The organism is Nitrospirillum guaranorum (genome assembly GCF_034653275.1).
Taxonomy (GTDB): domain Bacteria; phylum Pseudomonadota; class Alphaproteobacteria; order Azospirillales; family Azospirillaceae; genus Nitrospirillum.
In genome coordinates this window covers 17,184-31,787 of sequence record NZ_JAYEES010000004.1, presented here as the reverse complement: position 1 = coordinate 31,787, position 14,604 = coordinate 17,184, and the positions used below count along the sequence as shown (strand labels likewise).

Annotated in this window: 12 protein-coding genes; 8 read left to right on the top strand and 4 right to left on the bottom strand. The window is 68.3% G+C overall.

All coding sequences use genetic code 11. The annotated features are described in order from the left end of the window. Positions 1–210: 210 nt before the first annotated feature. The 5 genes from UAJ10_RS21890 (at position 211) to UAJ10_RS21870 (ending at position 6,102) form a co-directional block, all read left to right on the top strand. On the top strand, positions 211–777 hold the full coding sequence (locus UAJ10_RS21890; RefSeq protein ID WP_322917387.1) for a RidA family protein: 567 nt from the start codon (positions 211–213) through the stop codon (positions 775–777). 84 nt (positions 778–861) lie between these two features. Continuing rightward, a complete protein-coding gene (locus tag UAJ10_RS21885) occupies positions 862–2,463 on the top strand; it encodes a flavin monoamine oxidase family protein (protein ID WP_322917385.1) in 1,602 nt (533 codons plus the stop codon). 11 nt (positions 2,464–2,474) lie between these two features. Next, positions 2,475–2,870 carry a c-type cytochrome gene (locus tag UAJ10_RS21880; RefSeq protein WP_322917384.1) on the top strand — a complete coding sequence of 132 codons (396 nt, stop codon included), beginning with the start codon at positions 2,475–2,477 and terminating at the stop codon, positions 2,868–2,870. A 294-nt stretch (positions 2,871–3,164) separates the two neighbouring features. After that, entirely contained in the window at positions 3,165–5,615 is a 2,451-nt protein-coding gene (locus UAJ10_RS21875; protein ID WP_322917382.1) for a TonB-dependent receptor plug domain-containing protein, read from the top strand. A 124-nt stretch (positions 5,616–5,739) separates the two neighbouring features. Continuing rightward, positions 5,740–6,102: a DUF1304 domain-containing protein gene (locus tag UAJ10_RS21870; protein WP_322917381.1), complete on the top strand. Its 363-nt coding sequence runs from the start codon at positions 5,740–5,742 to the stop codon at positions 6,100–6,102. A gap of 15 nt (positions 6,103–6,117) precedes the next feature. On the opposite strand, the gene UAJ10_RS21865 is transcribed toward UAJ10_RS21870, so the two are convergent. Both UAJ10_RS21865 and UAJ10_RS21860 read right to left on the bottom strand, forming a co-directional pair. Beyond that, complete coding sequence (locus tag UAJ10_RS21865; RefSeq protein WP_322917380.1) at positions 6,118–7,131, bottom strand: DUF6607 family protein; 1,014 nt, start codon at positions 7,129–7,131, stop codon at positions 6,118–6,120. A gap of 127 nt (positions 7,132–7,258) precedes the next feature. After that, on the bottom strand, positions 7,259–9,556 hold the full coding sequence (locus UAJ10_RS21860; RefSeq protein WP_322917379.1) for a TonB-dependent hemoglobin/transferrin/lactoferrin family receptor: 2,298 nt from the start codon (positions 9,554–9,556) through the stop codon (positions 7,259–7,261). A gap of 245 nt (positions 9,557–9,801) precedes the next feature. Between UAJ10_RS21860 and UAJ10_RS21855 the strand changes: the two genes are divergently transcribed. Genes UAJ10_RS21855 through pnuC form a run of 3 tightly spaced genes read left to right on the top strand, consistent with a single transcriptional unit; the run spans position 9,802 to position 13,817 of the window. After that, complete coding sequence (locus tag UAJ10_RS21855; protein ID WP_322919041.1) at positions 9,802–11,982, top strand: TonB-dependent siderophore receptor; 2,181 nt, start codon at positions 9,802–9,804, stop codon at positions 11,980–11,982. Positions 11,983–11,999: 17 nt separating this feature from the next. Then, positions 12,000–13,202 (top strand): phosphotransferase enzyme family protein, encoded by a 1,203-nt coding sequence (locus UAJ10_RS21850; RefSeq protein ID WP_322917378.1) that lies wholly within the window; start codon positions 12,000–12,002, stop codon positions 13,200–13,202. A 36-nt stretch (positions 13,203–13,238) separates the two neighbouring features. After that, positions 13,239–13,817: a nicotinamide riboside transporter PnuC gene (gene pnuC, locus UAJ10_RS21845; RefSeq protein ID WP_322917377.1), complete on the top strand. Its 579-nt coding sequence runs from the start codon at positions 13,239–13,241 to the stop codon at positions 13,815–13,817. A 53-nt stretch (positions 13,818–13,870) separates the two neighbouring features. Here the strand turns inward: pnuC and UAJ10_RS21840 are convergent, their stop codons facing one another. Together UAJ10_RS21840 and UAJ10_RS21835 are read right to left on the bottom strand one after the other, a co-directional pair. Continuing rightward, complete coding sequence (locus UAJ10_RS21840; RefSeq protein WP_322917376.1) at positions 13,871–14,146, bottom strand: hypothetical protein; 276 nt, start codon at positions 14,144–14,146, stop codon at positions 13,871–13,873. After that, positions 14,143–14,502, bottom strand: coding sequence for a hypothetical protein (locus tag UAJ10_RS21835; RefSeq protein ID WP_322917375.1), 360 nt, complete (start codon positions 14,500–14,502; stop codon positions 14,143–14,145). Before UAJ10_RS21835 ends, UAJ10_RS21840 begins: the two co-directional genes overlap by 4 nt. Positions 14,503–14,604 lie beyond the last annotated feature (102 nt).

Sequence of the window (14,604 nt, the reverse complement as noted above, 5' to 3'; positions counted from 1 at the left end):
GCACCCCTGTACCGGCGACTTCTGGGAATTGTGCGATGCACACCTCCAAAGCCGCCGCCGACTACCCCACTCCGCCCGCCGGGCCCGGCCCGGCGGGCCGGAGACGACAAGTCCGGCCGCTTGAAATCAAAAGTGGCACCGGCGCGCGCCGTCAGAAAGCGGGCGTCCGTTGATGCAGGACCATAAAAAACGGAACAGGAGAGCCTTGCCTTGACCACCCATTCCACCCGCAGCCCCGAGCGCCGCATGGCCCGCTTCCTGGGCGCCCTGGCCCTCACCGCCGTGCTGGCCGCCATCATCACCGAAGCCGGCATCATCTCATCCAGCGGAACGGCGACGGCCAAGCAGCCCATCACCCGCACCGACGCCGCCGGCGGCTTTCCCATCTCCGCCGCCGTGACCGTGCCGGCGGGATCGGACGTGGTGTACCTCAGCGGCATGACGCCGTCGGTGGCCGACCCCAGCGCGCCCAAGGGCAGCCCGCAGGCCTATGGCGACACCGCCACCCAGACCGTCAGCACCCTGAACAAGATCAAGGAGGCGCTGGCCGCCCAGAAGCTGACCCTGGGCGACGTGGTCATGATGCACGTCTACCTGGTGGGCGATCCGGCCCATGACGGCAAGATGGATTTCGCCGGCATGATGTCCGGCTACACCCAGTTCTTCGGCACCGCCGACCAGCCCAACAAGCCCGCCCGCACCACCGTGCAGGTGGCGGGCCTGGCGGCCCCCGGCCTGATGGTCGAGATCGAGGTGATCGCCGCCCGCGCGCCCTGACGCCGTTCCGGCGGCCGAGGGGGCCTGGTGACGCCCGCCGCGATCCGGTGGGCCGTCCCGCGATGCGGATAAGGAGGGGTGCATATGCCTGCCATGACGGACCTACCCCGCGCCGGGGTGACGCGGCGCCATTTTCTGGAAAAGGCGGCGCTGCTGGGCGGCAGCGCCATGGTGATGACGGCGCTGAACGCCTGGGGGGCGGGCATCGCCTCCATGACCAGCGCGCCGCCGGCCCTGCGCGGGTCGGGGGCGGGGCACAAGCTGTTGATCCTGGGCGCCGGCGTCGCCGGCATGACGGCCGCCTATGAGATGTCCAAGCTGGGCTACCAAGTCACCATCCTGGAGGCCCGGGCCTTCGGCGGCGGCCGCTGCCAGACCGCCCGTAAGGGCTTCAAGATGACGGAGCTGGGCGGGGAGGAACAGGAGTGCAAGTTCGATGAGGGCCTGTACCTGAACCACGGCCCCTGGCGCATCCCGTTCTGCCATCGCTCCACCCTGCACTACACCAAGACCTTCGGTATCCCGCTGGAGGTCTTCGTCAACGAGAACGATGCCAGCTACGCCCAGTTCGACACGGGCAAGGGCCCCCTGGCCGGCAAGCGCGTGCGCCAGTTCGAGGTGCGGGCCGACATGCGCGGCTACACGTCGGAACTGGTGGCCAAGGCCGCCACCTCGGGCAAGCTGGACACCGGCCTGGCCAAGGACGACGTGGAGCTGTTCATCGAGTACCTGCGCGGCGAGGGCTATCTGGAGAGCGACCTCAGCTATCGCGGCACGGAAGGCCGCGGCTACAAGGTCAACCCGGGCGCCGGCATCGACGACCCCGGTCCCGGCGTGCCCAGCACCCCCTACGCCTTTCCTGACCTGGTGCAGTCCCGGCTGTGGCGCATGGTCCAGTCGGTCGGCACCTTCGACCAGCAGCACACCATGTTCCAGCCGGTGGGCGGCATGGACCGCATCGCCAAGGGCTTCGAGAAGCACGTCGGCCACCTGATCAAGTACAACGCGGAGGTGGAGCGCATCCGCCAGTCCGACAGCGGCGTGACGGTGGACTACCTGGACACCAAGACGGGCAAGCGCGCCACGGTCAGCGCCGATTATTGCCTGTGCACCATCCCGGTCAGCGTGCTGCGCAGCATCGATGCCGACTTCTCCGACGCCTACAAGCAGGCCATGGGCCAGCTGTCCTACGACCCGGTTTGCAAGATCGGCCTGCAGATGAAGCGCCGTTTCTGGGAAGAGGACGACGCCATCTATGGCGGCCATGTCTACACCGACGCGCCCGGCATCAATTTGATCAGCCTGCCGTCGTCCGGCTGGCAATCGGCCAAGGGCGTGCTGCTGGGCTATTACATGTTCGGCGCCGACGCGACCGATATGAGCGGCAACACGCCGGCGGAGCGCGCCGCCATCGCGCTGGAGGCGGGGCAGCGCATCTTCCCGCAATACAAGGACAGCTTCGAAACCGCCTTCTCCGCCTCCTGGCACCTGATCCAGTACAACCTGGGCGGCTGGGGCAATTGGAGCGCGGACGCGCGGGCGAGCGCTTACCCGGTGCTGGTCAAGCCCGACCGCCGCATCTACCTGGCGGGGGAGCACATCAGCTACATCGGCGGCTGGCAGGCGGGGGCCATCGAGTCCGCCTGGCACCAGATCGCCCAAATCCACCAGCGCGTGGCGGCGTGAGGAGGAGCGGGATGCGCCAGACCATCATCCTCACCGCCGCCATCGCCGGCCTGGCCACGGCGGCGCCCGCCCTGGCCCAGGACGTGGCCAAGGGCCAGGACCTGTTCAACCACAAATGTGCCGCCTGCCACCAGAAGACGGGCTTGGGCGTGAAGGGCGCCTTCCCGGCACTGGCCGGCGACCCCTTCGTGCAGGGCGATCCCGAGCCGGTGGTGCGCACCGTGTTGCAAGGACGCGGCGGCATGCCCACCTTCGCGGCCCTGCTGAGCGAGGAGCAATTGGCCGACATCATCAGTTATGTCCGCCAGGCCTGGGGCAACAAGGCCCCGGCCGTGGATCCGGGCTTCGTCGCGACCGTGAAGGCGAACGCCCATCCGCAGGACAAGGCGCCGACCGTCACCCACTGAGGGGAACGGCCGGCCCATCATGCAACGGGTCTTCAAGGATATCTTTCCTGGCAAGGGGGTCGGGAAGCCCCCAGGCCGGGAAAGACATCCGGAGGAACCAAGACAAGGGAAAGGAGCACGCCTGAAAGTCAAATTGCCTTTTAAAAGGGCAAATATACTTGATCCTCACAATCGATGAGGATTTGAAAAGAAGCGGCCGGGGCAATGAGTCGCTTCAATTCAGAAAAATATGCGGGGAATCGCGCCATCAAGCTGCCGTGATCTAACAAAACATCCAAAGATCAGGGGGCCAACATGACGCTTACGAACAACACCAACGCCATAAATGGGCGTAAAGCCTTGAGCATCGCCCTGCTGTGCACGGCGGGCTGGCTCGCCATGGGCACCGCCAACGCCGCCACGGCGCCGGCGCCGGCGGCCGACGCGGACGCCCTGTCGGAAATCGTGGTGACGGGCAGCCGCCGCGTCGACCGCTCGGTCGCGGACAGCCCGTCGCCCATCGACGTGTTCACGCCGGAGGATCTGTCGCGCCAGGCGGGCGGTGACACCAACGACCTGCTGCGCCAGCTGGTGCCGTCCTTCAACGTCGCCCGCTTCTCCATCTCCGACGGGTCGACCTTCGTGCGCCCGCCGACGCTGCGCGGCCTGCCGCCCGATGAGACCCTGGTGCTGATCAACGGCAAACGCTTCCACCGCTCGGCCCTGGTGCAGATCGGCGCCAACGGCCTGACGGTGGGCTCGCAAGGTCCCGACCTGGCGCAGATTCCGGCCATCGCCATCAAGCAGCTGGAAGTCTTGCGCGACGGCGCCGCCGCCCAATACGGCTCGGACGCCATCGCCGGCGTGATGAACTTCACCCTGAAGGATAGCGCCGACCAGGGCACGGTGGTGGCCCAGTGGGGCCAGACCTATGCCGGCGACGGCGGCAGCGCCCACATCCAGGCCAATTCCGGCCTGCCGCTGGGTGACCGCGGCTTCGTCAACATCAGCGCCGAATATGTGAAGAACGACCCGACCTCGCGCGGGACCCAGCGGCCCGACGCCGCCAAGCTGGCGGCCCAGGGCCTGACCATCCCCAACCCGGCCCAGCGCTTCGGCGACCCGGCGGTGGAGGCGGAGCGGCTGTTCATCAACAGCGGCGTGGACCTGGGCGACAATTCCAAGATCTACCTGTTCGGCAACTTCGGCCACAGCTACGCCAAGGAAAGCTTCAACTACCGCAACCCCACCACGGTGTCGTGGCTGATCACGCCCATCACCCTGGACAGCGGCGCCAGCTTCAAATGGAACAGCGTCTTCCCCAACGGCTTCACGCCCTGGTTCTACGGCGACATCCTGGATAGCAGCATCACCGGCGGCTACAAGACGACGCTGAAGTCCGGCCTGATCATCGACGCCAGCGCCAGCTACGGCAAGGATGAGCTGCGCTACAGCATCCGCAACACCGTCAACCCCTCGCTCGGGCCCAGCAGCCCGCATCAGTTCTATGTCGGCACCCAGATCCAGGAGGAAACCAACCTGAACCTGGACCTGACCTACCCCATCAACCTCAACTGGCTGGCCAGCCCCCTGACACTGGCGGGCGGCGGCGAATACCGGCGTGAGACCTACACCATCAAGTCGGGCGACGTGGCCTCGTACCAGGCGGGCAAGTACTACACCTACGGCATGCCCATCGGGTCCAACGGCTATCCCGGCTTCACCGCCACCGACGCCGGCCAGTATCCGCGCGGCAACTACGCCTTCTACGCCGACGCCGAAGCCGACATCATCAAGGACCTGAGCGCCGGCGTGGCCCTGCGCTACGAAGACTTCGACGATTTCGGCGACACCACCAACTGGAAGATCTTCGGCCGCTATCAGCTGACCGACTGGGTGGCCGTGCGGTCGTCCATCAACACCGGCTTCCGCGCGCCCACGCCCGGCCAGTCGCACATCAGCAGCACGCAGACCACCTTCAAGGCGGGCAGCCCGGAACCCATCGTGCTGGGCACCTTCCCGGTCGACAGCGTGGTGGCCCAGTACTACGGCGCCAAGACGCTGAAGCCCGAGACATCCTTCAACATCGCCGGCGGCCTGGTCTTCGACCTGCCCGGCGGCGTCAACCTGACCGTCGACTACTACAACATCAAGGTCGAGGACCGCATCGGCATCACCAGCGACTTCACCGTGTCCGCCGCCGACCAGATCAAGCTGGCGGCGCTGGGCGTGGTGGGCGCCAACACCCTGGGCAACGTCAACTTTTTCACCAACGCCTTCGACACCCGCAGCCAGGGCGTGGACATCGTCGCCAACAAGACCTTCGAGGTTTATGACGGCGACCTGCACCTGACGGCGGCGGCCAACATCAACCACACCGACGTCACCAAGTACGACGCCAGCGTGATCGACGCCAACCGCAAGGCGGACATCGAGAACGGCCTGCCGCATTACCGCGTGAACCTGACCGCCAGCTACGACATCGGCGCGTTCAACTTCATGTATCGCGGCAGCTACTACGGCGCCTGGCAGGACAACTCCAGCGCCGGCCAGCATTATGACCCCGCCTGGATCTTCGATGCGGAGGTCGCCTACAAGGTGACCGAGGATCTGACCGCCACCGTCGGCGCGCAGAACCTGTTCGACAAGTACCCGCAGAAGAACCGCAGCGCCGGCCGCCTGAACTATGGCGACCAGTACCCGGACACCTCGCCCTTCGGGTACGACGGCGGCATGTACTATTTCCGCATGGCCTACAAGTTCTGACGGGCGCGACCATCGCCAGGGGAAAGCCGTCCGGGAAACCGGGCGGCTTTTTCTTTGGGCGACGGCGGTCTTTCCCGTCATAGTGGTGGCCATAACAACTCAAAAAATGGGGAACGTCCTTTTCATGAGCATGATCGCGAACATCCTGGTGGCCGTCGTGGCCCTGCTGCACGCCTGGTTCCTGGTGCTGGAGATGGTGCTGTGGACCAAGCCGCTGGGCCTGCGCACCTTCCGCAACTCCCCGGAAAAGGCCGCGCAGACGGCCGTGCTGGCCGCCAACCAGGGCCTGTATAACGGCTTCCTGGCGGCCGGCCTGCTCTGGGGCCTGGCCTATCCCGACCCGGCGCCGGCGCTGCACATCAAGACCTTCTTCCTGGTGTGCGTGATCGTGGCCGGCGCCTACGGCGCCTGGTCCGTCAGCCGCCGCATCCTGGTGATCCAGGCGATGCCGGCGGCCGCGGCCCTGGCGCTGCTGTGGCTGGCGTGAAAGGGCCGGCCGGCGTCAGGCCCCGGACTTGGCCGGGCCTTGCGTCGCGTCGGCGATGACGCGGCGGGCTTCGGCGATGGCGTCCGGCGTGCTTTTGCCGCCTTTGGCGATGGTGTCGGCCAAGCCCATCAGCGCCTTGCCGGTGACGGAGCCGTTGTTGGCCTCCTCCGCCACCGTCACGCCCTGCTGCCGGGCGATGACCTGGTCCCAGGCGGCGCGCACGGCCGCCCAGTAGGTCGCGGTCTTGGCCCAGTAGTCGTCCGCCGCCGCGATGGGGAAGTCGCTGAAGCGGACGTAGGTGTTGACCACCGCCTCATGGACGAAGGTCACCAGGGCGCCGTCGCGGACGCCCAGCTTGGCGTTGTCCTGCTCATGCACCCAGCCGGCGGGCGTCAGGGCGTGGCGGTTGGTGCCGTTGTAGCGATCGTAGGGCGGGTGCCGGGTGGCGTCGCGGCGGGCCAGGGGGCGCCACGTCTCGTCACTGGTCCAGCGTGAAACGCCGTCATCATGGCGCCAGCGACCCACCCCGCCATAGCGCGGCGAATCGTCCGTCTGCCACACGGTCTGCGACCAGGCGCCCTTGCCCACGGCAGCGTCCACCGGGGTCAGTGACCAGTGGCCGGTTCCCTGGTAGGTCAGCACCGCGGCCGGCTGGTGGACCCAATCCTGCCGCCAATGCTTGACCACCACGGGCAGGCCATCCTCGCCATCCACCACCAGGATGTGCTGCAGGCGGATGACGGAGCCTGAGTCCTCCACCACCCGCACCACCTCCTCCCCGCCGCTGACCTTGGGCGGGATGGGGGTGTAGTCGGGCAGGAAGGACGTGGTTTCGCGGAAATCGAACGTCACCTTGTAGGTGCCGGCCATGCCCAGGATGGCCTTCCGGTCCCGCTCCGGCGCCGTGCCGGCGGTGGGCGCCATGTCGGCGGCGGATGCCGCCAGGGGCAGGCCGGTGGTCAAACCCAGCAGGGCGGCGCCGGTCAGGAAGGCGCGGCGGCCGGTTTCAAGCGTGTCATGCGTCATCATGGGATGGCCTCTCGGGGCAGGTCATGCGATCGGGGAGGAAAGTGGCGGCGGGCACGGGCGGGCCCGCCGCCACCGGGATCCGGCCTGGCATCCCCCCGCCGGCCGGATCGGGACCAGAGCGTCGGGATCAAAGCTTCAGGGTCAGCGAGGCGCCGAAATTGCGGCCCGGCTGGGTCCAGGCGTCCAGCACGTTCGACGTGGAGGCCTGGCCGCGCACATCGCCCCACCACCAGTACTTCTCATCCGTCAGGTTGAAGACGCCGGCCCTGATGCTGGCGTTCTCCGTCACGGCCCAATAGGCGGTGGCGTCCAGGATGGTGAAGGCCTTGGGGATGAAGTAGGTGGCGCTGCTGACGTCGGACCGGTCCTTGGCCCCGGAATGGGTCATGGTGACCTGGCCGCCGAAGCGGCCCGCCGGATCGCGGTAGGTAACGCCCAGCACCAGCTTCCACGGGTCCACGCTGTCCAACGGCGTGGTGACGCCACCCGACGTGCTGTCGCCGTGGGTGTAGGAGAAGGCAGCCAGGGCGCCGATGCCCGAGTTCAGGGTGACCTGGCCCTTGGCCTCCGCCCCCTGCAAGCTCACCCGCGACAGGTTCACATACTGGTAGACGGCCGGGTTGGCGGCCGTGAAATTCCCGCCGACCTGCACCTGGTCGATGAAGTCGCGGTAGCGGCCGGCGTAGCCGGTGAGGCTGGCGTCCCAGCGGCCGCCGCCCAGCACGGCGTTTTCGCCACTGTTGCCCCCAGCCTTTTCACCCCAGCCGCCCCAAGAACCGTTGAACTTGAACCCGCCCTCGATGGTCTGGCTGGTTTCCGCCTTCAGGTTGGGGTTGGAGACGGACTTGTAGTTCTGCGTCGGGTTGGCGAAGCCGTTGTTGACCTGTGACGGCGCCGGGGCCTTGAAGCCCTCGGCAAGGTTCACGAACACGCCCACGTCGGGCAGCAGATGATAGAGGACGCCCAGCTTGGGCGAGACGTGGCTGTCATCCTTGGAGATGGGCGCAAGCGCCGTGAACAGCGGGTCGTCCTTCTTGGGCGACAGGTCGTAATAGTCGAAGCGCACGGCGGGATAGAGCGTCAGCCGCCCGTCGAAGGCGCTGATCTCATCCTGCAGGAAGATGCCCGCCAGCGTGTAGTCGGTGGTGGGGTAGGCCCGCGACGGGAAGGCGTCGCCGGCGGAGGGCACCGTGCCCGCGCGCAAGGATTCCTGGTGCGTCACCGAATAGTCGCCGCCGTACACGAAGGTGTGCGTCAGGTCGTGGCCCAGCGTCTTGCTCTGCGCCTGGATGTCGATGCCGTAGACGTTGGTATCGAAGGTGCTGTCGCGCGTGCGGTCGGCGGCGGTGTTGCGATCCTCCGCCCCGTACTGGGTGGCGTGGGTTTCCTGGTAGTAGGCCGTCCAGTGCAGGCTGTCGACGATGTCGGCGCCGATGTCGTAGCGGTGGTCCAGGCTGACGCGGTTGCGATCCTGACGATCCCGGGCGATCAGGCCCAGCACGCTGGTTGAGGCCAGCGGCGGCTTGGCGATGGCGCTCAACACCGTGGTGTTGGTGTGGTTGTCGTCATGGTCGAAGGTCAGGCGCAGGCGATGGGCGTCCGACGGCTCAAACACCACCTTGGCCAGGACGGCGTTGGACTGGAGGTCCTGCGGATTGGCGGTGGTGCGGTCGGTGTTGGCGGCGTTGTTGGAGCCGTCGGTCGCGGTCTCATTGCCGTCGCGGCGGGTGTAGGCCACCAGCGCCTGCAGCTTGCCCAGCCGCCCGGCGGCCAGCGCCCCCTTGGACCAGGCGCCGTCGGCGGAGGTGTAGCCCACGCTGCCCTGGGCGGCCCAATCCTTACCTGAGGTCAGGAAGTCGTCCGGGTCCTTGGTGATGAAACTGACGGCCCCGGCCACGCCGTCGCTGCCGTAGAGCGCCGAGGCGGGCCCACGCAGGATCTCCACCGACTTCAGCAGGCCCAGGTCGACATAGTCGCCGCGCCCCATGTTCTGGGCGCCGAAGCTGTAGGCGTCGGGCACGCGGATGCCGTCGGTCAGCATCAGGACGCGGTTGCCCTCCAGCCCCCGGATGTTGAAGCCGCTGTCGCCGTCACGGCCGGTGGACCCGCCGGCCAGGGTGAAGCGCGCCGGGCTTTTGCGGACGGACACGCCGGGTTCGTACCGGACCAGATCCTTGATGTCCGTCACCAGCTGGTCGTCGATCTGCTGGCTGGTGATGACGCTGACACTGGCCGGGACGTCGCTCACGTCCTTGGCCGTGCGCGTGACGGTGACGGTGACCGTCGCCGCCGGATCACCATCGGCGCCATCAGCCGGCGCGGCCCCAGGCACGACCTCCGCCGGCGCCGCATGGGCCAGCGGGGCGCCCCCCAGCGCCGCCAGCAGCCAAAGTGGCGCGGTCGCCTTCAACAGCGTTCGCCGCATTGTTGTTTCCCCCATCAGGTTGGTTCCTGGTGCAGCTATATGACGCATGATATTAAGAATCAATATCATTCTCAATGCCGACCCGGGGGCGGCGCAACCCCGCCCTGAACAGGCAGAGGTTTGACCCGGCGGCGGGAATCCGCCAGAAACCGCACATTCCAGCGTTGCTCGTGACCAACCCCACCCGCGCCCCTCGGCGGCGGACAAGGGGGGCGGTCCCGCCCTTTCAGGATGACAGTCCCGTGATGATTTCCCGCCGCCGACCCACCCGCCTGTTGCAGTCCGTGGCGGCGATTTCCCTGATGATGGGGGGTGCCGCGCACGCCGACCCGGCCGACCAGCCCAACACGGTGATCGTGACGGGCGTGCGCGACCAAGGCTTCCGCGCCACCGACACCCAGTTCGGCGCCGCCGGCACGGTGCTGGACACCCCGGCCTCGGTCAGCGTCGTGACCCGCGACCTGATGGACGATCAGCAGGCCCGGCGCCTGAGCGATCTGATCCGCAACGACGCCTCGATCGGGGAGAACTACGCGCCGGAAGGCTATTACGAGGACATCGCCATCCGGGGCTTCCCCCTGGATCTCGCCACCGGCCTGCGGATCAACGGCCTGACCATCGCCGGCGAGCAGCCGGTGGCGCTGGAGAACAAGGAACGGGTGGAGTTCCTGAAGGGCCTGGCCGGGGTGGATGCCGGCGTGGTGGCCCCGGGCGGCCTGGTCGTTTACGTCACCAAGCGGCCGGCCGATGTGGCCAGCCTGATCCTGGGCACCGACAACCGGGGTGGCCTCTACAGCGCGGTGGACGTCGGTTCCGTCTTTGGCGAGCGCAAGCAGTACGGCCTGCGCCTGAACGCGGCGCATGAGGACATCGCCAGCTACGTCGATCACGCCGACGGCTACCGCAATTTCGGCGCCATCGCCGGCGACTGGCGGGCGACGGCGGACGACACCGTCAACCTGGACCTGGAATACCAGCGCCGGGTACAGCACTCCGTCTCCGGCTACCAATTGCTGGGCGGCACGGCCCTGCCGGCGCTGGACACCGTGTCGCCGTCGCGCATGCTGGGCGCCCAGTCCTGGACCAAGCCCGTCACCATCAACGCCCTGAACCTGTCCGGCCAGTATGAGCACCGCTTCAGCGACGATTGGCGCCTGAAGGTGCAGGTGGGCCACAGCCGCACGGTCATCGACGACAACGTGGCCTTCGCCTATGGCTGCTATTATGTCGCCAGCTGCGCCGCCGGCGAGTCCCCCGGCTACTACTTCGCGCCCAACGGCGACTTCGACGTCTACGACTACCGGAGTCCCAACGACGCGCGCGAGGATGACCAGGCCCAGGCCCTGCTGCTGGGCAAGGTGGCGACGGGCGCCATCGGCCACAGCCTGAGCCTGGGCGCCAGCGTCTTCCGCCGCACGGTGACGCAGACCGACTACGTCTATGACTATGTCGGCAGCGACAACATCTACAACCCCACGCCCCTGGCCTTCGCGCCCTCGCCCAACAATCCGGGCGCCAATTACGAACGGTTGGACAGCCGCCAGTACGCCGCCATCGCCATGGACCGGATCGACCTGGGCGCGCTGGCGACGGGGCTGGAGCTGGATGCCGGCGTGCGCACCGTGTTCCTGCGCGAACGCGCCTATGACATCGACCACACCACCATCCGCAACACGGCGGAGACCCTGCCCCTGCCGCAGGTGGCCCTGGTCTACAAGCCGCTGTCGGCCGTGACCCTGTACGCCAGCCATGCGCGCGGCCTGTCCCTGGGCGGCCAGGCGCCGGCCTGGGCCACCAACGCCAGCGAAATCCTGTCGCCGTCCCTGTCCTGGCAGGATGAGGTGGGCGCCAAGTACGACTGGAACGGCCTGCTTCTGGGCGCCAGCGTCTTCCGCCTGAGCAAGGCCTATGAGTACGCCAAGCCCGACGACAGCGCCTACGGCTTCACCTATGTGCGCCAAGGGACGGAGCGGCACGACGGCCTGGAACTGAACGCCGCCGGCCAGGTGACCGAGGCCCTGCGCCTGACGGCCAGCGCCACCTTCATGCACGCCGTGACCTATGGCACCGGCACCCCCAGCTATGACGGCCACCAGGCCATCAACGTGCCGCATGTGCGCACCGCCCTTTACGCCGACTACACCCTGCCGCATCTGGACGGGCTGGCCCTGCTGGCCGGCTGGCAGTACGTGGGGGAACGGGCGGCGGCGCGCGACGCCGTGGCCACCGCGCCGGCCTACAATCTGTTCAACGCCGGCTTGCGCTACGCCCCCAGCGCGCTGGACAACAAGCTGACCCTGCGGCTGTCGGTCGACAACCTGCTGGATCGGCGGTACTGGAAAGATGTTGGCGAGAGCGCCGGCGACGCCTATCTGCATCTGGGGGCGCCGCGCACGGCGCGCTTCACGCTGCAGTATTCCCTATAAGGTCATTTCCCCGCTTCATGAGCGCCTCCCCCGCCCGGTCCACGCTAGAGAGCCTGCGCCCCACCCATGGCATTGTCGCCCATGGCATGGGCGTAGGCGCGGTGCTGCCCGACTGGCCACCCCTGACGGTGGCGGAGGTGGCGGGCCTGCTGCGCCATTACCCGGACGCGGGCACGGTGCGCGGCATCCTGAGCCACAGCCCGCGCCCGTTCTCCGCCGCCTCGGTGGTGGCGACGGTGGGTGGCGCGCGCACGGCGGTGTTCGTGAAGCGCCACCACGCCCGGGTGCGGACGTCCGCTCAGCTGGAGGATGAGCACGCCTTCATGGACCACCTGCGCCGGCGCGGCGCGCCCCTGGGCGTGCAGATCTGCGACGTGCTGGCGACCGCGACGGGCGACCGCGCCCTGACCCTCGGCGAATGGACCTATGAGGTCCACGGCCTGGCGCCGGGCCTGGACCTGTACCGGGACGCGCTGTCCTGGACGCCCTTCCGCGACCTGGGCCACGCGCACGCCGCCGGCACCGCCCTGGCCCGGCTGCACCGGGCGTCGGAGGGGTTCGACCGGCCGCATCGCCGGGGCCAGGCCCTGGTGTCGGGCTTCACCCTGTTTTCCAGTGACGACCCGCTGGCGGCCATGGCGGACTATGTGGCGGCCCGGCCGGCGTTGGCCGACTACCTGTCGACCCGCCCCTGGCGGCGCGACACCCAGCGCCTGCTGCTGCCCTTCCACGAGGCGCTGCGGCCCCACCTGGGCGACCTGCCCAGCCTGTGGACGCACAACGATCCGCACGCGTCCAACCTCACCTGGACGGGCACCGGCCCCACGGCCGGCGTGTCGGCAGTGCTGGACTTCGGCCTGGCCGACCGCACCACGGCCCTTTATGACCTGGCCACCGCCATTGAGCGCAACACGGTGGAATGGCTGGCCCTGACGGAGGGGCGGCAGCCCGCCGTGCACCTGGACCAGGTGGCGGCGCTGATGGCGGGCTATCACGCCGTCAGCCCCCTGGACACGCGCCGGCGCCAGGCGCTGGCGGCCTTGCTGCCGGTGGTCCACGCGGAATTCGCCCTGGCGGAGACCGACTATTTCCATGGCATCACCCGGTCGGTGGAGAACGCGGGCCTGGCGTATGAAGGCTATTTCCTGAGCCATGCGGCCTGGTTCCACGGGGCCGACGGCCAGGCCCTGCTGGCCCACATCCGCGACCTGGCCCTGTAACCACCCGACGTAACCACCCGACCGGCGGCCCCCCCCATGTCCCCCTTGGAAATCATCGCCGTCATCGTCAGCGCGCTGGCGGTCTGGACCACCACCCGCCGGTCCTTGTGGTGCTGGCCCCTGGGCCTGGCCTCGGTCGCGCTATACGGCGTGGTATTCCTGGAGGCCAAGCTGTATTCCGACATGGCCTTGCAGGCCGTGTTCGGCGCCTTCCTGGTGTATGGATGGGTGTGCTGGTGGCGGGGAAAGCGGGACGATGGCGAGGTGGTGGTGGCGCCCCTCGGCCTGAAGGCCGCGGCCTTGAGCCTGGTGGCCGGCGTCCTGGCCAGCGTCGTTCTGGGCTGGGGCATGGCCCGCTGGACGGACGCCTCGCTGCCCTACCTGGATGCCACCCTGGCGGGCTTCAGCCTGGTGGCGCAGTACTGGACGGCGCGCAGGCACATTGAAAACTGGTGGCTGTGGATCGCCGTCGACATGGTCTATGTCGCCATGTACGTGGTGAAGGACCTGTACCTGACCGCCGGCCTCTACGCCGCCTTCATCGTGCTGGCCATCCTGGGCCTGCGCAGCTGGCGGGCCGGCACGGAAGCACCGCCCGCTGTGCAGCCGTTATAGACTGTTCCCTCAAAAGCTCCGGCGGACGCGGTCGCGTCCTGGTTTTCTTTCCCTTAAACCGACCCCGCGACCGCGTGCACGCCCACCACGCCGCGGAACAGGGCGGCCACGCGCTCGCTGTACGCCGACGCGGTGTCGGGCAGCTGGATGTCCACCTCCAGCATGTCCTCGCCCGGAAGGTCGGCGCGGCGGCGGGCGTAGACGTGCAGGGGTACGATGTCGAGACGGGCCAGCGTGCCCATCAGGCGCGACAGCAGGCCGGGACTGGCGTCGGCCGCCACCGACAGCATAACGGGGCTGGTGGTCGGTGGCGTCGCGGTGGCGGTCATACCCGCGTCTCCGGCAATCCTGCGACCGGCACGGCGGCCACGGCCACGGCGCGGCGCACGGCGGCCTCGGCCGCATCCCCCTCATACCCGACGACGACGGCATGGGCCGTGGCCCAGGGCCGGCCGGCGCGGCGGTCGGCTTCGCCCCGGTGGCGGGCCACCGACAGGGCGTAGTCGATGGCGGCGTCCAGGCCGTCGGTGTTCTCCAGCGGGTCCAGGCGGCTCCAGTCCAGGGTTACGTCCACCGGGCCGGCGCGGTTCACGGCCAGGGCGACGAAACCGTCGCCGCTGCGCACCAGCGTCAGGGTGGGATGCAGGACGGCATAGTCGGCGGGGGAACAATCCAAGGGGGACATGGCGGCGGCTCTTCAACAAATCGTGTTCCGATGAGAGCAACAATAGCGATCGGGGCGCGCATAGTCTTTGCGAAGATCGCCGGAAACGGCCATCATCAACAT